23 protein-coding genes are annotated in these 20,131 nt (G+C 72.1%); 5 read left to right on the top strand and 18 right to left on the bottom strand.

Annotated features, from left to right (window positions below):
- Positions 1-41: 41 nt before the first annotated feature.
- From IF89_RS0124365 to IF89_RS0124350, 3 genes are all read right to left on the bottom strand, one after another.
- Positions 42-248: a hypothetical protein gene (locus tag IF89_RS0124365; protein ID WP_030771962.1), complete on the bottom strand. Its 207-nt coding sequence runs from the start codon at positions 246-248 to the stop codon at positions 42-44.
- A gap of 541 nt (positions 249-789) precedes the next feature.
- Complete coding sequence (locus IF89_RS40945; RefSeq protein ID WP_051807530.1) at positions 790-1,389, bottom strand: class F sortase; 600 nt, start codon at positions 1,387-1,389, stop codon at positions 790-792.
- A 236-nt stretch (positions 1,390-1,625) separates the two neighbouring features.
- A complete protein-coding gene (locus tag IF89_RS0124350) occupies positions 1,626-1,868 on the bottom strand; it encodes a hypothetical protein (RefSeq protein ID WP_030771954.1) in 243 nt (80 codons plus the stop codon).
- A gap of 172 nt (positions 1,869-2,040) precedes the next feature.
- On the opposite strand from IF89_RS0124350, the gene IF89_RS0124345 reads away from it, so the two are divergent.
- The gene (locus IF89_RS0124345) at positions 2,041-2,505 is read left to right on the top strand and encodes a histidine phosphatase family protein (RefSeq protein ID WP_043194337.1); all 465 of its coding nucleotides are present in this window, start codon (positions 2,041-2,043) and stop codon (positions 2,503-2,505) included.
- Between the two features lie 64 nt (positions 2,506-2,569).
- On the opposite strand, the gene pucL is transcribed toward IF89_RS0124345, so the two are convergent.
- The 5 genes from pucL to IF89_RS0124320 form a co-directional block, all read right to left on the bottom strand.
- Entirely contained in the window at positions 2,570-3,487 is a 918-nt protein-coding gene (pucL, locus tag IF89_RS0124340) for a factor-independent urate hydroxylase (protein ID WP_030771943.1), read from the bottom strand.
- 263 nt (positions 3,488-3,750) lie between these two features.
- Complete coding sequence (locus IF89_RS0124335) at positions 3,751-5,100, bottom strand: aspartate aminotransferase family protein (protein WP_030771941.1); 1,350 nt, start codon at positions 5,098-5,100, stop codon at positions 3,751-3,753.
- A 134-nt stretch (positions 5,101-5,234) separates the two neighbouring features.
- On the bottom strand, positions 5,235-5,606 hold the full coding sequence (locus tag IF89_RS0124330) for a hypothetical protein (protein WP_030771938.1): 372 nt from the start codon (positions 5,604-5,606) through the stop codon (positions 5,235-5,237).
- Between the two features lie 142 nt (positions 5,607-5,748).
- Positions 5,749-5,952, bottom strand: a complete 204-nt coding sequence (locus IF89_RS0124325) for a cold-shock protein (RefSeq protein WP_030771935.1) — start codon at positions 5,950-5,952, stop codon at positions 5,749-5,751.
- A gap of 287 nt (positions 5,953-6,239) precedes the next feature.
- Complete coding sequence (locus IF89_RS0124320; protein ID WP_030771933.1) at positions 6,240-6,980, bottom strand: PP2C family protein-serine/threonine phosphatase; 741 nt, start codon at positions 6,978-6,980, stop codon at positions 6,240-6,242.
- Between the two features lie 155 nt (positions 6,981-7,135).
- On the opposite strand from IF89_RS0124320, the gene IF89_RS0124315 reads away from it, so the two are divergent.
- The 3 genes from IF89_RS0124315 (at position 7,136) to IF89_RS0124305 (ending at position 9,452) form a co-directional block, all read left to right on the top strand.
- A complete protein-coding gene (locus IF89_RS0124315) occupies positions 7,136-7,435 on the top strand; it encodes a hypothetical protein (RefSeq protein ID WP_030771930.1) in 300 nt (99 codons plus the stop codon).
- 74 nt (positions 7,436-7,509) lie between these two features.
- A complete protein-coding gene (locus IF89_RS0124310) occupies positions 7,510-8,886 on the top strand; it encodes an FAD-binding oxidoreductase (RefSeq protein WP_030771928.1) in 1,377 nt (458 codons plus the stop codon).
- A 131-nt stretch (positions 8,887-9,017) separates the two neighbouring features.
- Positions 9,018-9,452, top strand: coding sequence for a hypothetical protein (locus IF89_RS0124305; RefSeq protein WP_030771925.1), 435 nt, complete (start codon positions 9,018-9,020; stop codon positions 9,450-9,452).
- Positions 9,453-9,528: 76 nt separating this feature from the next.
- On the opposite strand, the gene IF89_RS0124300 is transcribed toward IF89_RS0124305, so the two are convergent.
- Positions 9,529-10,089, bottom strand: coding sequence for a potassium channel family protein (locus tag IF89_RS0124300; RefSeq protein ID WP_051807527.1), 561 nt, complete (start codon positions 10,087-10,089; stop codon positions 9,529-9,531).
- 63 nt (positions 10,090-10,152) lie between these two features.
- On the bottom strand, positions 10,153-10,836 hold the full coding sequence (locus IF89_RS0124295; protein ID WP_030771919.1) for a GAP family protein: 684 nt from the start codon (positions 10,834-10,836) through the stop codon (positions 10,153-10,155).
- 172 nt (positions 10,837-11,008) lie between these two features.
- On the opposite strand from IF89_RS0124295, the gene IF89_RS0124290 reads away from it, so the two are divergent.
- Positions 11,009-11,404, top strand: coding sequence for an SHOCT domain-containing protein (locus IF89_RS0124290; protein WP_030771916.1), 396 nt, complete (start codon positions 11,009-11,011; stop codon positions 11,402-11,404).
- A 26-nt stretch (positions 11,405-11,430) separates the two neighbouring features.
- Here IF89_RS0124290 and IF89_RS0124285 read toward each other — a convergent pair whose 3' ends face one another.
- The 8 genes from IF89_RS0124285 to IF89_RS0124250 form a co-directional block, all read right to left on the bottom strand.
- Complete coding sequence (locus IF89_RS0124285; RefSeq protein ID WP_234327855.1) at positions 11,431-12,777, bottom strand: hypothetical protein; 1,347 nt, start codon at positions 12,775-12,777, stop codon at positions 11,431-11,433.
- Positions 12,778-12,992: 215 nt separating this feature from the next.
- Entirely contained in the window at positions 12,993-13,799 is an 807-nt protein-coding gene (locus tag IF89_RS0124280; protein ID WP_030771909.1) for a VOC family protein, read from the bottom strand.
- A gap of 264 nt (positions 13,800-14,063) precedes the next feature.
- The gene (locus IF89_RS0124275) at positions 14,064-15,275 is read right to left on the bottom strand and encodes an NAD(P)/FAD-dependent oxidoreductase (protein WP_030771906.1); all 1,212 of its coding nucleotides are present in this window, start codon (positions 15,273-15,275) and stop codon (positions 14,064-14,066) included.
- A gap of 135 nt (positions 15,276-15,410) precedes the next feature.
- The gene (sigJ, locus tag IF89_RS0124270; RefSeq protein WP_030771903.1) at positions 15,411-16,355 is read right to left on the bottom strand and encodes an RNA polymerase sigma factor SigJ; all 945 of its coding nucleotides are present in this window, start codon (positions 16,353-16,355) and stop codon (positions 15,411-15,413) included.
- Positions 16,356-16,415: 60 nt separating this feature from the next.
- The gene (locus IF89_RS0124265; protein ID WP_030771900.1) at positions 16,416-16,751 is read right to left on the bottom strand and encodes a MerR family transcriptional regulator; all 336 of its coding nucleotides are present in this window, start codon (positions 16,749-16,751) and stop codon (positions 16,416-16,418) included.
- 679 nt (positions 16,752-17,430) lie between these two features.
- Positions 17,431-17,829: a CBS domain-containing protein gene (locus IF89_RS0124260; protein WP_420706960.1), complete on the bottom strand. Its 399-nt coding sequence runs from the start codon at positions 17,827-17,829 to the stop codon at positions 17,431-17,433.
- Between the two features lie 51 nt (positions 17,830-17,880).
- Complete coding sequence (locus IF89_RS0124255; RefSeq protein ID WP_030771894.1) at positions 17,881-19,389, bottom strand: DEAD/DEAH box helicase; 1,509 nt, start codon at positions 19,387-19,389, stop codon at positions 17,881-17,883.
- Between the two features lie 313 nt (positions 19,390-19,702).
- A complete protein-coding gene (locus tag IF89_RS0124250; protein WP_030771891.1) occupies positions 19,703-19,906 on the bottom strand; it encodes a cold-shock protein in 204 nt (67 codons plus the stop codon).
- Positions 19,907-20,131 lie beyond the last annotated feature (225 nt).

Here is a 20,131-nt window from a genome sequence, read left to right as displayed (position 1 = left end):
CGAGGCAGGGGAGCCGGCGCCTGCGGGCCGGCTCGCCGGTGCTACGCCGCCGAGTCGCGGGCCGCGGTCCGCGCGCCGACCGGCTGCGTGGCCGCGGCCCCGGTCCGCTGCGGATCACTCTCGTCCTCGACGGACGGGGCCGGGGTCTTCGGCGGGGCACTGGGCTCGCTCGGGCGTACGGGCGGCGCGAAGCGCGAGACCTCGGCGCGAAGCATGGCGTTCAGGGCGGCGTACGGGTCGATGGGCATGGCGGAACCTCACGGTGTTCAGGGGGTGTGGGGGGATGCGCTGGGGACCCGGTCCGCTCAGCAGCGCAGCACCACACTCCGCACCGACCGCAGGGCCGGGGCCGCTTCACACGGCGCTTCCGCGCGGGGGCCGCTGCCCGGGCCATTGCCCTGTTTCACGTGAAACACCGCCGGCGGGGTCCGCTGCACGCCGGTGAGCCCGCGCGAGGGCGCCCGTACGGCCGTGCGAACCTCGGGGTCGGCGGCCGGATCGGAGGACCCTTCGGTGGGCTCCGCGGGTGCGCCGGGGGCCGAGGGCCCCACAGGAGCCGAGGAGGCCGGGCGGTGCTCCGCGGCGGCTGCGCCGGCGGGACCGGCACCGAACACGCACAGCAGCATGACGCAGGCTGCGGTGAGGGCCTTCGTCAGTGCCGCACGTGCGGGTCGCCTCCGGGTCATGCGAGGGGTGTGCCCCGCCACGCCGGAAGGCTCCCGGACGGACCTCCAGAAGCCTCCGACCGGGGGACGAAAGCACACCACTCGGCTGACAGGCCGCCAGACCTCAACTGCTGCTGCGGTGACCGGTCAGCCGGGCCAGCACGGCGGTCTCGCCCCCGATCACGTGCAGTTGGGCCCGGTCGGGCAGGTCCTCGCGCCCGGAAGCCCTGCCGGGCGAGACCCCGACGACGGTGAACACGGCCGTACGCCGGTCCGCGCGCGGGATCTCGATGGTGCGGCCCCGGCGCAACTCCCCCAGCCGTAGACCGGTTCCGGTGACCACGGCGGTCCCGGCCGCGCCGGGCGCCGGGCCTCCCGAGTCCCAGGAGGCCTCGTCGGGCTCGCCGCCGAACGGCACGTCGACGCCCAGGCTCGGGATGCGCAACCGCAGCGGCCGAGCGGCCCGCAGGGGTCCGGAGACCGTCCGCAGCGGCCCGGCGGCGATCCCGTGCGGCCGTGGCGCCCCGCGGGTCTCGCTCGCGCCGGACTGTTCCAGCTCCCGTACGAGGCGGCGGTGGCCGGACAGCCCCAGCGCCCGCGAGGGAAGTGCGTCGTCGGTGGTCGCGGTGGCGGGCGCGGCGCCCTCGGTCCGCTGCACCACCACGACGGTGGTGGACAGCAGAGCCACCGTCACAGAAGCGACGACCCACTGGGCGCGGGGCATGGGATTCCCTTCTGTCCGGCGCGTGCGGCCGGTTCATGCGAGCAGTGGACACTTCCCCTGCCCATCGGCACACCGTGCAACACGAGAGACTGACATGGAGTCACGGGCGTGTCGTCACACGATCCGGGCGTCTTCGCAGCTTGCGCCGATCCGGGGCGCCGGCCGCCGGGTTCCGCGAAGATGCACCCGAACGGGTGAAGGGTCGGGGGCGCCGTGCCGCGGCGCCGATGCGCGGGTCACATGACGACGGCCGCCGTGCCCGCCCCCATGGCCACGGCGGCCAGGTGTACGGCCGGGTGGCCGTAGTCGCCGTACCAGAGGTGGCGGGCCAGCCCGCCGAGTGCGGCGAGGGCGGCGATGATGCCGATCTGGCCGAACAGCGTGACGGCGCAGCAGGGTGCCAGCAGCAGCAGGAACGAATTCAGCCAGAAGGGTGCGGCACCCGTCCAGCCCCGCCATTGCCTGATCGCCGTCGCCATGGACTATCAGCCCTTTCATCATCAACTGGTCGGCTGCACAGCCTTCTTGGGTGCGGCAGCCGGCACAAGGGCCCGGTCGGCTAGAAAACGGAAGGACAGGCCGAAAGTCGTCCACCATGCGGTCCGGACGGCCGGGACGTGATGCGGGCGGTGCCGGGCCTACGCTGCCGGAATGAAGAGTCAGTCGGTGCGCGTCCACCTCGTGCGCCCCCCACTGGACACCGCCGCCCGTCAAGGCCGCTTCGGCCACGCCCGGCCGTGCCCCCGCTATCCCGGCCTGCGCGGCCCGGACACGGGGGAGTGGGCCGGGCGCACCCTGGACGAGGTGGCGGCCCGGACCCCCGAGGCCCTGCAGGCCTGGCTGACGGATCCCGGCTACGCGCCGCCGGGTGGCGAGTCCGTGGACGCGTTGATCGCCCGCGTCGGGGCGGAGCTGGCCGGCCTGGCCCCGGGCACGCACCGGGCGGAGGTCGATCAGGCCGTCGTGCGGGCGGCCGTGGTGCACGCGCTGGAACTCCCCGCGGCGGCCTTCTGGCGCCTCGACGTGCGGCCCGAGTGGGTGACCACCCTGACCGGGCGGGCCGGGCGCTGGAACCTGCTCGTCGGCCGCCCGCCGGACGAACTGCCCGAGGCCTAGGACGCGGCCCGGCCCGGACCCCGCGACGCGGTCCGGGCCAGGCTCACGACGGGTGCGGGGACCGTTACGCCACGATCCAGTCGGACGTCGCGATCACGGGCTGCACGCCGTCACGGTGCACGGTGCCCTCGATCAGGCCGTACATGCGGTCCGCGGCGAAGTAGACCTCGTTGTCGTTCTTGAGGCCGAAGGGCTCCAGGTCGACGAGGAAGTGGTGCTTGTTGGGGAGGTTGAGCCGCACCTCGTTGACCTTGGGGCAGTTGTCGAGCACGCGCTCGGCCATCTGGTTCAGGGTCTGCTGCAGGGAGTACGAGTACGTCTCCGCGAAGGCCTCCAGCATGTGCTTGCGGACCTTCTTGTACGCCTGGTCCCAATCGTGGCCGGGGTCGTCTGCGGCCAGTGCCGAGTGCGCCCACCGCGCGGTGACCTTGGTCGCCAGGATGCGGTCGTACGCCTCCTTGAGCGTCGTGTACTTGTCCTTGATGTACCCGTGGAACTCGGAGTTCGTCGAGTTCATCACCGTGAGGTCCTTCAGACCCGAGATGACCTGCAGCCCCGTCGTCTCGCTGTAGGTGATCTGCGCGGTGCGCACCTCCTGGCCCTTGAGCACGAAGGAGTGCTGCTCCTTGCGCGTCGGGACCGGAATGCGCTCCCAGGCGAACTCCTCGATACGGATCTGCGCCTCGCGGATGGGCCGCTGCGAGGAGACGAAGTGCTTGGCGAGCAGGATGCCGAAGGCCTCCGGCGACTCGATGCCGTGCTCCTTGCCGAAGGCGTACACCGTGTTCTTGGTGGTGTCGGTCGGCAGGCAGTTGGCGTTGTCGCCGGTGAGGTGGACGTCGCGGAACTCACCGCGGAGCGCGACCGAGACGTTGAGGTCGCGGATCTCATGCCACGAACCGTCGTTGCCCTTGCGGGTGACCTTCACGATGCGGTTCTCGGCCTTGCCGTACTGGTTCTGGGCCAGGACGTGCTTGCTCATGCTGTCTTCCTTCGGGTACTCGGGAACACGGAGTCCGTACTTCTGGATCCCGTACGCCCGGCGTCCAGCGGTCGTCCCGCTCCCCGCCGTTCGGCCCCCGGGGGGCCGCCCCGGGACTGACGTGCATCCCGGTCCGTAGGTGCTCGGCCTGTTTCGACGTTGACGGCCTGAACGGATTGCAGCACGCGTGCGGCGGGTTGACCACCGCACGGATCCTCCGAACCCGGGTACCAGCGGATTGGGCGACCCCACAGACGCGCAGGTCAGACGGTGTGTGCGTCGGCCACTGCGAGGGCCTCGTCCAGGATCCGCAGCCCCTTCTCCACGTCCTGCGCGGTGATGTTGCACGGTGGTGCGACATGGAGCCGGTTGCCCGCGACGAGCGGCCACAGCCCGCCCTTCCTGCAGGCGGCCCCGAATTCCGCCATCGGCGCGTTGTCCGCCCCGGAGGCGTTGTACGGGACCAGCGGCTCGCGGGTCTCCCTGCTGCGGACCAGTTCGAGCGCCCAGAACGTGCCGAGGCCGCGGACCTCCCCGACCGAGGGGTGCCGCTCGGCGAGGGCGCGCAGGCCGGGGCCGAGGAGTTCGGCGCCGGTGCGAGCGGACTGCTCGACGATGCCCTCCTCCTCCATCACGTTGATCGTGGCGACGGCGGCCGCGCAGGCCAGCACGTGCCCGGAGTACGTGAGCCCGCCCGGGTAGGGCCGGCGGGCGAAGGTCTCGGCGATGGCCGCCGAGACGGCCACACCGCCGAGGGGCACATAGCCGCTGGTCACGCCCTTGGCGAAGCAGATCAGGTCGGGCGTGACGTCCCAGTGCTCGCAGGCGAACCACTTCCCGGTGCGCCCGAAGCCGACCATGACCTCGTCGAGGACGAAGACGATGCCGTAGCGGTCGCAGAGCGCGCGGACGCCGGCCAGGTAGCCGTCGGGGTGCACGAGCACGCCGGGGGCGCCGCCGACGGTCTCCAGGATGATCGCGGCGATGGACTGAGGGCCCTCGAAGACGATGGTGTCCTCCAGGTGCCGCAGGGCCCGCTCGCACTCCTCGGCCTGCGTCGCGGCGTAGAAGGGCGAGCGGTAGGCGAACGGCCCCCAGAAGTGCACCACGCCGGCGGTCGCGGAGTCGTTGCCGAAGCGGCGGGCATCGCCGGTCAGGTTGATCGCGGTGGAGGTGGCACCGTGGTACGAGCGGTACGCGGACAGCACCTTCGGGCGGCCGGTGTGCAGCCGGGCCATGCGGACGGCGTTCTCCACCGCCTCGGCGCCCGCATTGGTGAAGAAGATCTTGTCGAGGTCGCCGGGGGTGCGCTCGGCGATCAGCCGGGCAGCCTCGGACCGCGCGTCGACGGCGAAGCCGGGCGCGACGGTGCACAGCCTGGCCGCCTGCTCCTGGACGGCCGACGTCACCTTCGGGTGCTGGTAGCCGATGTTCGTGTAGACCAGGGCGCTGGAGAAGTCGAGGTAGCGGTTGCCCTGGTAGTCCCAGAAGTACGACCCCTCGGCGCCGGCGACGGCGAGCGGGTCGATGAGCTCCTGCGCCGACCAGGAGTGGAAGACGTGCTTCCGGTCAGCGTCTTTCACGGTCGCGAGGGCGTCGGCTTCTGCGTTCATGAATCGAGCGTAGACGTCCAGGATGTGGACACGGCGGGGGCCGCCGGCGCCCGTCCCCCTGTGGGGACCGGCCGTCCGGGCGGCCCGCGCCGGTCCCCGTACGACCTCCGGGAGCGGCACAGGTGGGCCGGCGGCTACTTGTCGGAGTAGCTGAAGTCCCCGACGGTCCAGGCGCTGACGTCGTCGAGGGCGATCCGGTACATCCCGCCGGTCTCGGGGATGCCCACCGGGCCCTGAAGGATGCGGGCCACGTGGAAGTGCAGGTGCGACGGCGGGCCGTCGGGCTGTCCGGGTGGGCTCCCGGGGGAGCTGAAGACCTCGGCGAAGGGGCCCAGCCGGTCGGAGTCCCGCAGGACCTCCGCCACCCGCTGGCGCCACACGCGTTCGGGGGCGAGGCGGCCGGTGATGACGGCGCCGTTCACGACGACCGTCAGGGACATCTGATTGGTCTGCTCCGACTCCACCTTGGCGGCGAGGTCGCGGAGCAGGTCGTCAGGGATCGACATGGGCACGGACTCTAGCAAGCGGGCCCGGCTGCGGGGAGGGCTTCCGGCGCGGCGGCGGCCGATTCCCGCCGTGCGGGCAGACGGACCGCGGCCCGCACGGAGGGTGCGGGCCGCGGGGGCGCTACTCGGTCGGGCGTCGGCGTCAGGCGGGAACGATGTTCTCGGCCTGCGGGCCCTTCTGGCCCTGCGTGACGTCGAAGGTGACCTTCTGGCCCTCCTGGAGCTCCCGGTAGCCGGAGGTGGCGATGTTGGAGTAGTGGGCGAAGACGTCCGCGCCGCCGCCCTCCTGCTCGATGAAGCCGAATCCCTTTTCCGCGTTGAACCACTTCACGGTGCCGGATGCCATGCGCGTTCTCCTTTGGGGCCATGCCCGGGCCGCACTGTGCGAACCCGGCGTCGCCGAGATGATTGCCCCGACCGGAAATCTGAACCGGAAATGAAAAGTGCACTCACCAGACCATCGGGTGAGGGCACTTGTAAGCTTTTTGGGGACCACAACCGCAACTCCCGTCACCGTAGCACAGGGGAATGCGGTGGGCCGGGAGAACATTTCGCTTCCCTTGTTCCGGTGTTGCGCCATTCGATTTCCGGTCCGGAAATAGCACGGGCACGCCCTCGAACGGCCCGGGTGCATCAGGCGCCGATGCGGACGAGCGCGAGCGTGATGTTGTCGGGCCCCCCGGCGTCGATCGCGGCCTTCCACAGCTCGAAGGCCGCCCTGCCGTCGTCGTGCACCCGCAGCAGTTCCTCGATCGTGTCCGGCGGCACCGGGTCGGTCAGCCCGTCGCTGCACACCAGGTAGCGGTCGCCCTCCGCCAGGGGACACGCCGCGATGTGCGGGGTGATGGCGCTGCGCCCGCGGCTGCCGCCGAGCACCTGCGTGACGGCGGAGGTGGTGCGGTGCCCGGGCGCCGGTGGCGGGCTGTCGTCCACGCTCACCTGGCGCAGGCCGTCACGCGCCGCGTGGAAGACCTTGCTGTCGCCGACGTTGAAGGCCAGCAGCGACTCCGAGAGGACCAGGGCGCCCGCGACCGTGGTCCCCATGGCGGTCAGGTCCGGCCGGCCGTCGGCGGCCGAGTACACCGCGTCGTTGCACAGGTCCAGCGCGTCCGCGACGGCCTGCGTCCCGTCCAGGGAGGGGCCGAGCGAGGACAGCTGGCGCACCACGAGCTCGCTGGCCACTTCCCCGGCCGGCTGTCCGCCGAGGCCGTCGGCGACGGCGACGACGAGCGGCCTGCCGAAGGGGAACACCAGGGTCTGGGGGTTCTGCGTCACGGTCCCGCACAGTGTCCACGGCCCGATGGCGAGGCTGTCCTCGTTGTGCTCGCGGAGCAGCCCCGCATGGCTCAGGGCGGTCACAGCTATGTACGCCACTCGACGTCCCGCCTCTCCGCAACGGCACCGGCAGACGCGTCCCCCCGCCACCATTGTCGCGCCGCTCCGGCATGCGCGGCGCGGCCTGCCGGAGGACGCTGGTCGTGGAGCTGCCTGTCCCCCGACGGCGGCCGGGCCAGGAAGGACTGCCGTTGATGTTCGCGAGGCTGAGCACCTACCAGGGATCACCCGTCCCCGCGGAGGGCGACCTGGGTGCGCTGTCGGAGGAGATCGTCCGCCGCGTCCAGGACGCACCGGGATTCCGGGGCGTCTACTACCTGGTCGACCGCGCCACCGGGGAGGCCAGGTCGCTGACGCTGTGGGAGGACGAGCGGAGCATGCGCGACAGCGAGGAACTCGCCGACCGGATCCGCGAGGAGACCGCCCGGCGGGAAGGCCAGCAGGTCGTGGCCGTCGAGCACTTCGAGGTGGGCTTCAGCCACCTGGGGCCCTAGGGGCAGCACCCGGCGCACGCGCCGCGCCGCGGCGCGTGCGCCGGAGCGAGGTACGAGGACGAGGAGCGATGGTCATGGGCAAGCTCGCGATCGACCGGCTGCGGGAACGGGTGCGCGGGGCGGTCGTCACCCCCGACGACGACGGTTACGCGCAGGCGCGTGCGGTCAACAACGCCATGATCGACCGGCGGCCGGCGGTCGTCGTACGGTGCGCCAACGCCGGTGACGTCATGGCCGCGGTCGAATTCGCCCGGGAGAACGCGCTGGACCTCGCCGTCCGCGGCGGCGGCCACAGCGTGCCCGGTTTCGGCACCTGCGACGACGGCGTGGTCGCCGACCTCTCCGGGATGCGCGGGGTGCACGTCGACCCGGCGCGCCGCATCGCGCGGGCGGAGGGCGGCGCGACCTGGGGCGACCTCAACGCGGCCACGCACGCCTTCGGGCTCGCGACCACCGGCGGCATCATCTCCACCACCGGCATCGGCGGGCTCACCCTCGGCGGCGGCATCGGCTACCTGTGCCGGGGGCTGGGCCTGAGCTGCGACAACCTGGTCTCGGCGGACGTGGTGACGGCGGACGGCCGACTGCTCGTGGCGAGCGAGGAGGAGCATCCGGACCTCTTCTGGGCGCTGCGCGGCGGCGGCGGGAACTTCGGTGCGGTGACCTCCTTCGTGTACCGGCTCAGTCCCGTCAAGGACGTCTACGGCGGGCCGATGCTCTTCGAGCTGGACGACGCGGCCACCGTGCTGCGGTCCTTCGCCGAGTACATCGCCGACGCCCCCGAGCAGCTCGGCGGCTTCCCGGCCTTCCAGATCGCCCCGCCGCTGCCCTTCATCCCGGCGGACCGCCACGGCGAACCGTTCGCCCTGATCGTGGCGTGCTGGGCCGGGCCGACGGACGAGGGCGAGAAGGCGCTCCAGCCCTTCCACGACTTCGCCCCGGTGATCGCCGAGCATGTCGGCCCGATGCCGTACCCGGCGCTCAACAGCGCCTTCGACGCACTCGTACCGCCCGGTCTCCAGCACTACTGGAAGGCCAATTTCGTGACCGGGCTCAGCGACTCCGCGATCGAGGCGCACCTGGCGCACGGCCCGAAGCTGCCGGCGGTGAACTCGACGGTCCACATCTACCCGATCAACGGGGCCTGCCACCGCGTCGGACCCGACGAGACGGCCTTCGCCTACCGCGACGCGTCCTTCGCCACCGTCATCGCCGGCATGTGGCCGGACCCGGCGGACAACGACGCGAACATCGCCTGGGTCCGCGACTACTACGAGGCCACCGCCCCGCACTCCGAGGAGGGCGGCTACATCAACTTCATGGCCGAGGACGACCAGGGCCGGATCAGGGCCAACTACAAGGGGAACTACGACCGGCTGGCCGAGGTCAAGCGGACGTACGACCCGGACAACCTCTTCCACCTGAACCAGAACATCCAGCCCGCTGCCTAGCGCCACCGGGACCGTATGCCGGGTGCGGTGCGGATCGGTGCGGATGCGTACCGTATCCGGATATGCATAGCTTGTCGTAGGACCGGATGGTCCCCTACGCCTGCTTTGCCCTGATCGAGGAAGGCCCCTCCATGAAGCGTTTCCCGGTGATCGGTGTCCTCTGCCTGAGCGCGGTGTTCGGCCTGAGCGCGTGCTCCGACGACAGTTCCTCCCCTGCCGAGGAGGCCACCGAGGCCGCGGCCGACCTGTGCACCGACCTGAACGCGCTGAAGGCCGACAACGCCAAGCTGAAGGCCCTCAATCCCGCCGTCGCGACCAAGGACCAGCTCAAGGACGCCTACGACGCCGTCCAGGAGGACTGGGAGGACGTCAAGGAGAACGCGAACAAGATGAGGGACGCGGAGCGCCAGGCGGTCCAGTCGGCGGCCGAGAACCTCAAGAAGGGCTACCAGGACCTGCCGGGCGACACCACCGGCAAGGACGCCCTCACCCAGCTCCAGCCCCAGATCCAGCAACTGGACCAGGCCACGACCGCCGCCTCCTCCGGGCTGAAGTGCCCGTCCTGACCGGCCCGTCCACGCCCCAAGGCCCCGCCCGGTCCAGGGCGGGGCCTTTCGGCGTCCGCGGCCGGCCGGCGGGCGGTCACAGCTCCCCGTCGTCCACGAACGGGGGCCGGTGTCCCGCACCGCCCCGCCTGCGCATGCCGATCTTCATCGCGCCGAACAGCGCCTTGGCGATCACGCCCACCACGATCAGGTCGGCGATCATCTGCACGGTGACCAGCGCCCGTCCGGTGCCGGTCGTGGCGGCGATGTCGCCGAAGCCCACGGTGGCGAAGACCGTGACCGTGAAGTAGAGGGCGTCCGTGCGGTTCAGGGGCTCCGTGAAGGTCGCCGGGATGCTCTCCGAGAGCATGAAGTACGTGGCCGAGAAGACCACCAGGAAGAGCGGAACGGCGGTGGCCATCGCCTCAAGGGCACTCAGTCTCGGATACTCCGCACGGGTGATGGCGTGCACCTGCCAGATCGTCAGCACGGTGAAGGCGAGCAGTCCCAGCACGAGCGTGAGGACGGTCAGGACGCCGAACCCGCCCTCCAGGGGCGCCAGGTAGTACAGGGCCGTGAGCAGGACCACCGAGCCGGTCGCGCGCAGGCAGTGGCCCAGCAGGACGCGTCGGCGGCGGCGGACGGCGTTGCGTTCCATGCCTTCAGGAGAACGGCACCGGCCGCATCCGGCCACCGGAGCTGCGCCGCACCGGCGCCGCCGTCAGCGGGTGAGCTCGTACAGGCTCCTGGCCACCAGCCACACGCCGAGGAAGAGGCAGCCGAGCACGATCGCCGGATCCTTGTGGTCCGACAGCCACGCCCTCATGCCCGTCAGCACCCGCGCGGCCCGCTCCGGGGCGAACACCATGTACAGCTCCATCGCCAGCAGGGTGGAGGTGGCGAGGAGGCAGAAGCCGAACAGGGCCACGTACGTGGCGCTGTCCGACAGGTCCGCCTGGAGGACCGTCGCGGCGGCCGCACCGACCATGCCCCACGGCTGGAGGAGCACCCCGAGCCCGGCCGCGGACCACGCGGACGTCTGGTCCATCCGGGAGAGGGCGCCCGGCTCCTCGGGGGAGCCGGACGGGGCCGCTGCCGGCTTCCGGGGGGCGTCCGCCACGGGGCGCCGCCGGCGCCGGTGCTCGGCGTACGCCACCAGCCCGATGCCGATGGCCAGTCGGACCGCGAGGCCGGCGGTGGACGGCGGGGAGCGCGGCGGCGGAGGCTGGCCGCCGGTGACGAGCAGGACCAGGGCGATCACGACGACGAGGCAGCCCAGCCAGGCGAGGATGAAGGCGAGACCCTTCCACACGCCCCCTGGTGCGGACACCACCAGCACGAAGGCCATGATGGGCAGCGGATTGAGGGCGATCATCAGTCCGATGACGATCAGGTCAAGCACCATCGGCTGTTCCCCGTCGGCGGAACGAGCCCCCTCGCGAACGAGGGGGCGATCTCATGCGTCCATCGTGGCCCCGTCCCGCTCACGGGTGCAAAAGATGCGCCATTCGCTCCACATGCGGAGCCGCGGACCCGCCTGTATCAATGGAATACCACGTGCATGATCGGAGTCGGGCATGGACGACTATCCACTTCTCAACCTCTTCTGGACGATGCTGTGGTTCTTCCTGTGGGTCATGTGGTTCTTCCTGCTCTTCAAAATCATCACGGACATTTTCCGTGACCACGGCCTGCACGGCTGGGGGAAGGCGGGATGGCTGGTCCTCGTGCTGCTGGTGCCCTTCATCGGCGTGTTCGTCTACGTCATCGCGCGCGGCCGCAGCATGCACGAACGGGACGCCAAGCAGATCAGGGAGAGCGAGGCGGCTTTCCGCTCCTACGTCCAGCAGGCCGCCGGAAGCAGGGGTGGCGGCGGTTCCGCGGACGAGTTGGGCAAACTCGCCGCGCTCAAGGACAAGGGCGACATCAGCCAGGAGGAGTTCGACCGGGCCAAGGCCAGGATCCTGGCCTGAGCTCACTTCCCGGCCCCTCCGCCGGTTCAGCCGCGGTCCGGGCCGCCCGGGCCGCGGTCCGGGCGGCCCGCCGGTGCGCCCGGCACGTCGGCGATGCGGCCGCCGGCCGCCAGCAGGGCCAGTACGGCGAGGACCACGAGCAGGATCAGCACCAGCAGGAGCACCGTCAGCACCGTCGGGTGGTTCCACAGCGCGAACACGAGCGCGATGACGAGCAGCACGCCCAGGGTGAGTGCGTGGCGGTGGGCCTCCACCCACCGGCCCGCGCCCCCGGTGCGCAGCCCGTGCCCGGCGCCCCACCGGGCCGCCGAGTCGGCCGTACGGTCGGCCCGCCCGCGCACCCCGCGCGGCAGCCGTCCCGCTCCGGACAGGTAGGCGCCGAGCGCCACCACGACCCCGAGGACGATGGCGGTCCGCAGGCTGACCCGCAGGAACCGCACCAGCGTGTCGAAGACGGCCGCCGCCGCGGCCGGGGACTGGACCTCCGGGGGCAGGTGGTCGAGGTAGTAGCGGCGGCCCACGGCCAGGACGACGGCGACCAGCAGACAGGCCAGGGCCGAGCACAGGGCGGTGGTCACCAGGGCCCGGCGGCGGCGCCGCGCCAGCAGGACGCCGGCCGCGCCGAGCACGACGGTGAGCACGGGAAGCCAGTTGCCGAGGACGTCGAGCAACCGCACCGCACCCCTGATCTGCCCCAGCTTGTCGTTCTGGAACAGCACCATCTGCTTGTCGACTTCAGGGATCTTGGACGCCGGGGAGACTCCGGCGGCCACGAGTTCCTCCTTCACCTTGTCGACGGCCTCGCCGACGTCCAGGGTGACGGTGCCTCCGTCGACGCCGACCGCGCCGCGGCCCTTGCCGGTGAGCGCGTGCACGACGGCGTTGTGGGCGGCCCGGTTGGCCGCCGTCCAGACGTTCTCGAAGCGGTCGCTCTCCACGAACCGGGTCGCCACCTTGGAGACGACCTGGTCGGCCGCCGCGTCCAGTTGCGGACCCAGCGCCTTGACGGCGGCGCCCACGCGCGGCGGCAGCCCCTGGGACTCCAGCCACTTCGCCAGGTCGGCCGTGACCCGGGAGCCGTCCACGCGGACGTCGGCCGCCTTGGTGATGCGGCCCACGGCGGCCTCCTCGATCGCCGGGTTCGACGCGAGCGGCTGGACCGTCGAGACGTACCGGTCGGTGTCCAGGACGATGTCGTGGACCCAGACGGTGAGCAGCGAGAGCGGGACGAGCAGGCACGTCAGCGTGATCAGCACCGCCGAGACGGCGCTCTTCGCGATCCGCCCCCCGCGGGACCCGTCGCGCTCGGCGGGCGGGCGGGCAGCCGGCGCCGCGGCGGGCTGGTCGCCGGGTGACGGGGACGGCTCGCTCATGGAAAGCACTCCCGGGGACGACGGGCAAGGACGGAGCAGGTGCAGGGCGCGGCAGGAAAGCCATGCCCTGCCATTGGACACAGGCCGTCACCGGTCGCGCCCGTTGGGCTGGGCCCTCCAGGTGACGCCGTGCCAGCCGTCCGCCAGGACGGGGCGGAGGGGGGACCGGCAGGGGAGGGGTGGTCCGGAGGGGGAGGGAGCGCGCGGGGGAGGGGTCAGAAGGGAACGGAAGCGGCCGGTCCGACGATCCCGAACAGCGCGCCCTCGGGATCCCGCAGGGTGACCTCGTACGGGTCCGCGCCACTGTCCGTCACGGAGACGGTGGTGCCGCCGAGCCCGGTCGCGGCCTTCACCGCGGTTTCGAGGTCGGGCACCCGGAAGTGCACCTGCCAGCGCGGCCGCAGGTCCGGGTCCGGGGCCTGGGCGAGCGTCCCGCCGTGCAGGCGGGCCACCGTACGGTCTGCGTGGCGCAGCAGGATGCGGTTGTCCTCCTCCATGTAGGCGACCTCGCAGCAGCCGGCCTGCGCGCAGGCCCATTCCAGGACCTCGCCGTAGAAGATGGCGGCGTCGAAGGCGTTGCGCGTGCGCAGTTCGAGCCAGGCGGGGGCGGCCTCGCCGCCCATGCCCCAGTCGGGGATGGCGTCGCCCTGCCAGATCCCGAAGACCGCACCGTCCAGGTCGGCGGCGAGCGCCGCCCGTCCCGTACCGAAGGCCAGCGGCCCGACGGCGACGGTCCCGCTGCGCTCCAGAATGCGCGCGGCGGTGACGTCGGCGTCGTCCACGGCGAAGTACGGCGTCCAGGCGACCGGGACCGTGACGCCGGCGGGCATGGAACCCAGGCCGGCCACCGGGATCCCGTCGCTGAAGCCGACGGCGAAGCCCCCGCCGAGCCGGTCGTTGCCGAACCGCCAGCCGAGGACCGCACTGTAGAAGGCCTGGGCCGCGCCGACGTCGTGGGCCATGAGGCTCACCCAGCAGGGTGCGCCGAACGTTTCGTGACTCGATGTCGACACGCCTGTCATCCCCATCCGCCGGTGCGGCCCCGGATGCCCTTCCCACGGTACTCGCGGGAGCTCCCGGGCAGCGTCGGCCAACATCCTCCTGGCGCTGCCGCCCCCACCCACGCCGACACGGCGGTCGTGGCCCCACCCGGCGGAACGTATCGGCGGCGGCCCGCGGCGGAGGCGCATCGGCCGGCCCCACCCCGCCCACCCGGGCCTGCGGCCCTGCCGGGACGGGGTAGGCAGGCCGCGGAGGGTGGGCGGTGGCGGGTGGACTCGGCGGGGTCAGGCCGCGGCCCGGGCCCGGGCGGGGCTCCCGGCCCGCTGCTGCGCGACCCGGCGGCGCCGGGTGGGCAGGCCCGCGGTCGGATGGGCCACGCCCCAGGTCGCGCCCTTGCAGATCAGCTCCTTGTAGAAGCCGGCCGCGCGGCCGGTCAGGACCCTGTCGACGGCCCGGTCGTCGGCGGTGACGAACTGGATCAGGCCCCCCTTGCGCCCCAGGGAGATGCACTGCTGGAAGTAGCGGATGGGGACGCGCGGGACCTTGGTGCCGGCGAGCCGCGCGGCGATCGCGTCGGCGGCCTGCCAGGCCATCGGGACGCCCGAGGCGCAGGACATGCGCAGCGGCTTGCCGCCGGGGCCCGTCGCCGTCGCCGCGTCACCCACGGCGTACACGTCCGGGTGCGAGACCGAGCGCATCGTCGCGTCGACCACGATCCGGCCGCCGTCGGTGACTTCCAGTGCGGTGGCCAGGGCGATGGGGTGGACGGCGAACCCGGTGGTCCAGACGGTGACGTCGGCGGGGACGGTCCGGCCGTCGGCGGTCGTGACGCGGTCGGCCTCCACCGCGTCGACCACGGCGTGCTCGTGGACCGTGACGCCGAGCCCGTCCACCGTCCTGCGCACGTGGGCGCGGCCCTTCTCCGACAGCCAGTCGCCGAGGCCGCCGCCCGCGGCCAGGGAGACGTCGAGGTCCGGGCGGGCCTCGGCGATCTCCGTCGCGGCCTCCAGCCCTGTCAGGCCGCCGCCGACCACGACCACGGGCCGGCCGGGTCCCAGGGCGGCGAGGCGGTCGCGCAGGCGGAGGGCGCCCGGGCGGCTGGAGACCTCGTGGGCGTGTTCGGCGGCACCGGGGACGCCCCCGTCGTGCCGGCCGCTGCCGAGGGCGTAGACCAGCGTGTCGTACTCCAGTTCCTCCGGCTCGGCGGCGTCCGCTGCGCCTGTGGCGGAGACCGACACCGTCCTGCGGTCCACGTCCACGGCGGTCACCTTCGCGAGCTTCACCGCCACCCCCGTCCCCGCGAACATCGCGTCCAACGGCCGGGGCCGGAGTTCCTGGCCGGCGGCCAGCTGGTGCAGCCGGACGCGCTCGACGAAGTCGGGCTCGGGGTTGACGAGGGTGATCCGGACGTCCTCGCGGTGCAGCCGCCTGGCGAGACGGCCGGCGGCTACGGCACCGGTGTATCCGGCTCCGAGGACGACGATGCGGTGCTCCATGTCCGTGCTCCTGTCTGGGCGGGTCCGCCGTGGGCCGGCGTGGTGTCGCACCTTGAACCGGGCAGCCCCGCGATTCCTGACAGGCTCCGTGTGTGACCTGCGTCACGCCGGCGCGTCGCGGCGTGACGCCGGGCCTCACAGGGTGTGGAGCGGGCCCTCCCCGTGGTCCGCGGCAGCCCACCGTTGGGTCGCGCGCACGAGCTTGTCGGGGTTGACCTGGCTGGTGACCGCCACGATGCCGTCCGCGGTGACGTCCAGGCAGGTGATCCCGACGAGCCGGCCGTCGACGACCGCGGCGATGGCGGGGCCGCCGTTGGCGGTCGTGGCGTAGATCTCGGGCGTGCCGCCGACGATGGCCCGCTTGGCCTTGCCGGGCTTGAACAGGCCGCGCAGGAACGTGGCGACCGCGAGGGCGCCCTCGAACGCCTTCGCGCGGGCCGGGACCTTGCCGCCGCCGTCGCCCACCGCGACGGCGTCCTGGGTGAGCAGCCGGACGAGGGGTTCGGTACGGCCGCTGGTCGCGGCGGCCAGGAACTCCTCGACGATCCGCCGGGCCGCGCCCCTGTCGATCTCGGTGCGCACCCGGCCGTCCGCGACGTGCTTCTTGGCCCGGTGGTGGATCTGCTGGCTGGCGGCCTCGCTGACGTCCAGGATCTCGGCGATCTCCCGGTGCGGGTAGTCGAAGGCCTCCCGCAGGACGTACACGGCACGCTCGTTGGGCGTCAGGCGCTCCAGCAGGACGAGGACGGCGTACGACACCGACTCGCGCTGGGCGGCCGTGTCGGCCGGCCCGAGCATCGGATCGCCTTCGAGCAGCGGCTCGGGAAGCCAGCGCCCCACGTACGTCTCCCGCCGGGCACGGGCCGAAGTCAGCTGGTTGAGGCAGTGGTTGGTCAACACCTTCGTCCACCAGGCCTCGGGCACCTCGATGTGCCCGCCGTCCGCCGCCTGCCAGCGCAGGAACGTCTCCTGCACCGCGTCCTCCGCATCGCCCGCCGACCCGAGCAGCCGGTACGCGATGGCCTCCAACCGAGGCCTGGCGGCCTCGAACCGGTCCACGTCCCCCATGAGCAGCGCCATGCCGCGATCCTAGGCGCCGCACTCCCCGGCGCCCATGGCCCGGGGACGGGCGCACTCGATTCAGGCCGAGGGCGGCGCGGACGACTCGGCGGCGCGGCGGTACTCGGCGTTGATGCGCTGTGCTTCTTCGAGCTGGTCCTCAAGGATGATGATGCGACAGGCGGCCTCGATGGGGGTGCCCTGGTCCACGAGCTCCCGAGCGCGGGCGGCGAGGCGCAACTGGTAGCGGGAGTAGCGGCGGTGGCCGCCCTCGGAGCGGAGCGGGGTGATCAGGCGGGCCTCTCCGAGGGCGCGGAGGAAGCCCTGGGTGGTACCGATCGTGTCTGCTGCCCGGCCCATGGTGTAGGCGGGGTAGTCGTCGTCGTCGAGACGGCCGAACGAGTCGTCTGCTGTCATTGCACCTCTCTCGCGGAACGCATGGAGGGGCCCTGATGCCGTACGGCACCAGGGCCCCGAAGGAACTACTACACCATCTGTCGGCCCTGATACTGCGCCGACCTCGTCTTTCCGCCGACCCGGCCGAGATGCTGCCGGGAGTGCGGGGATCGCGGTTGCTTGACCGGAGACCACCTCACTATCGATGTCCTGCGGTACCCGGGCTCAAGGCTTACGCCCGGGCGATCCTGATGGCGCTCGGCTCCTCCGTTCTTCCCTCGGTGATCAACTGCTCACTGCTGGTACTGCGTACTGCTCGCGGCGGCCCCTGATCACTTCGGGCCGCCCGGTCCGGTCGTCAGCCCCGTCGCCTTCCTTCACAACCTGGCTTCGGGACTCCACCACCGCACCGTTCTGCCTACTACAACTGCGGTTGTTACTGCCCGGCAGTTCGTCTCTGCCGGACCCTACGGTCTCTCTCGGTTACGAGAAAAACCATACCCACGCCACGTCCTGATGTCTACTACGGCCGCCATAGATTTTCTCCGTCGCCGACCAGAACCCATCCGCCGCGGTGGGCTCGGATCCGCGGAGCGCCCTCCATCGCAGGCCGGGTACGCGGGAGGGCCCGACCGGCGCGTGCCGGTCGGGCCCTCGTGCCGGCTCGGGCGCGACGCCCGGCCGAGCCCCTGCAGGTGGTTCAGCGCGTCAGCGCGAGGACGCCCAGAGCGCTGCCCTGTTCGTCGACAACCGGCACGGCAGCGAGCCTGCGGTAGCGCATGGCATGTTCGGCTTCGGCGATCGTGGTCACGGGCGAGGTGACCGGCCCGCGCTCGCCGAGTACGTCGCGCAGACGGACCCGGTCCGTGTACGCCGCGCTGTCCCGGACGGCGGCGAGCCGGCCCTGGGTGATCAGCCCGGTGCACAGGCCGTCCTCGTCGCGGACGAGCAGATGACCCGCGCGGGCGCCGGCCATCACGGCCAGGGCCACCTCGATCGTCATGTCGTCACCGAGCTGCGGACCGGCCGCCTCCATCGCGTCGCCCACCGTCCGGTGCACAGGGTCGGCGTTCACCGAGCGGGGCTGGATCGTGATCATCGTCAAGAGTGCCACCTGGGGAGAAGGGTCGGTTTCGGCGAACACGCGTTCTCAGGCCGCCGTGTCGGAGCCCTGTCGCCCGCTGGTGCGGGGGGTCCTAGGAGCCGGCCGGCGCCCGCCCTGGGGGCGCGAGCTGCGCCGGGGGCGTTCGGCGACGGGGGCGGTGATGACGACCGGGACGCCGGAGGGGGCCTGGGCGCCGGTGATCCGCTTCAGCGCCTCGTCGCCGGAGCGGACCTGGGTCGTCCGCGGTGTGATGCCGGCGGCCTGCATGAGACGCGTCATCCCGCGGCGCTGGTTCGGGGTGACGAGGGTGACCACGCTGCCGGACTCGCCGGCGCGGGCGGTCCGGCCGCCCCGGTGCAGGTAGTCCTTGGGGTCCGTCGGCGGGTCCACGTTCACGACGAGGTCGAGGCTGTCGACGTGGATGCCGCGTGCCGCCACGTTCGTCGCGACCAGCACGGTCACGTGCCCGGTCCTGAACCGGGCGAGGGTGCGGGTGCGCTGGGGCTGCGACTTCCCGCCGTGCAGGGCGGCGGCCCGGACGCCGCTGTCCAGCAGGTCCTGGGTCAGCCGGTCGACGGCGTGCTTGGTGTCCAGGAACATCATCACCCGGCCCTCGCGCGCCGCGATCTCCGTCGTCGTCCGGTGCTTGTCGGCGCCGTGGACGTGCAGTACGTGGTGATCCATCGTCGTCACCGCACCGGCCGAGGGGTCCACCGAGTGCACGACCGGGTCGGCCAGGTAACGGTGCACCAGCAGGTCGACGTTGCGGTCCAGGGTGGCGGAGAACAGCATCCGCTGCCCTTCGGGACGCACCTGGTCCAGGAGGGCGGTGACCTGCGGCATGAAGCCCATGTCGGCCATCTGGTCCGCTTCGTCCAGAACGGTGATCGCGACCTGGTCCAACCGGCAGTCGCCGCGGTCGACGAGGTCCTGCAACCGGCCCGGTGTGGCCACGACGACCTCCACGCCTGCGCGCAGGGCGCCGGCCTGCCTGCCGATCGGCATGCCGCCGACGACCGAGGTCAGACGCAGCTGCACGGCGCGGGCATAGGGGGTGAGGGCGTCGGTCACCTGTTGGGCCAGCTCGCGGGTGGGGACGAGGACCAGGGCCAGTGGCCGACGCGGCTCGGCGCGCTGTCCGGCGGTGCGGGCCAGCAGGGCGAGGCCGAAGGCCAGGGTCTTGCCGGAGCCGGTTCGGCCGCGGCCGAGGACGTCTCGGCCCGCAAGGGTGTTGGGCAGGGTGGCTCCCTGGATCGGGAACGGCACGCTCAGTCCCTCCGCACCGAGGGCAGCGAGCAGCTCGACCGGCATGGCGAGGTCGGCGAAGGACTCGACGGCGGGCAGCGCGGGTGTGGTGGTCTCCGGCGGGGCGAACTCGCCCTGCGCTGAGGCGGGTCGGAGGCCATGGCCGCCCGAGTGGCGTCGCGGACCTGTGGAACGGCCGGGGGCCGACGAGCCGAAACGGCTGCCCCCCTCCGGACCGGCGGCGGTCCCGAAGGCGGGGCCGCCGGTCCGGCTGCGGGAAGAGCGGGCGTTCGTACGTGTGCGGTTCATGCAGAACCTTCCTTGATGCGGATGCGGCACATATCAAGGAATTCCCGGATGAAAACGCGGTGCAGGGAATTACGAGAACAGGCCGAATGGAATGCGAAAAGCGACTCCGGCCCGCGGATATGCCGTGCGGGCGCATGTGCCGCGAGGGGGCGGCGCCATGCAGGCGCTGATCACGAAATCGATGGGGTGGAGGACCGGCGGACTGCGGCCCTGAAAAAATTGGTCACGCCGGCGCCGTCACACCGGGAAACGCGTGCAGCTGGGGCCCGCACCCCGAGGGATGCGGGCCCCAGCTACGCAATGCGCGTCGGAGTCAGGCGAGAACGATGTTCTCGGCCGTCGGGCCCTTCTGGCCCCGCGCGATGTCGAAAGTGACCTTCTGGCCTTCCCGCAACTCGCGGAAGCCGGGGGAGGCGATGTTCGAGAAGTGGGCGAAGACGTCGTCTCCACCGCCGTCCTGCTCGATGAAGCCGAATCCCTTGGCCGCGTTGAACCATTTCACGATGCCGGATGCCATGTGGTGTCTCCTCTTCGGGGCCGTACACCGGAATCCGTGCGTCACGGACACCGTGTCGCCGTGATGATGCCCCGCCGGGAAAACGACCCGGAGACAACGAGCGTTCGAATGTGGCGATGAGGCCGCTGGGAGCTCGAAGTTTTTGGGTGCCAAAACTGCAACCTGGAAACGACAGTAGCACGCTGCAGCGGATTGCGGGGGCGTCTCTTTTCGCCGGGCGCATGC

The organism is Streptomyces sp. NRRL F-2664 (genome assembly GCF_000719345.1).
In the GTDB taxonomy this organism is placed as follows: Bacteria; Actinomycetota; Actinomycetes; order Streptomycetales; family Streptomycetaceae; genus Streptomyces.
Note: the sequence above shows the minus strand (reverse complement) of the source record. Positions and strands in the feature narration are given on the sequence as shown.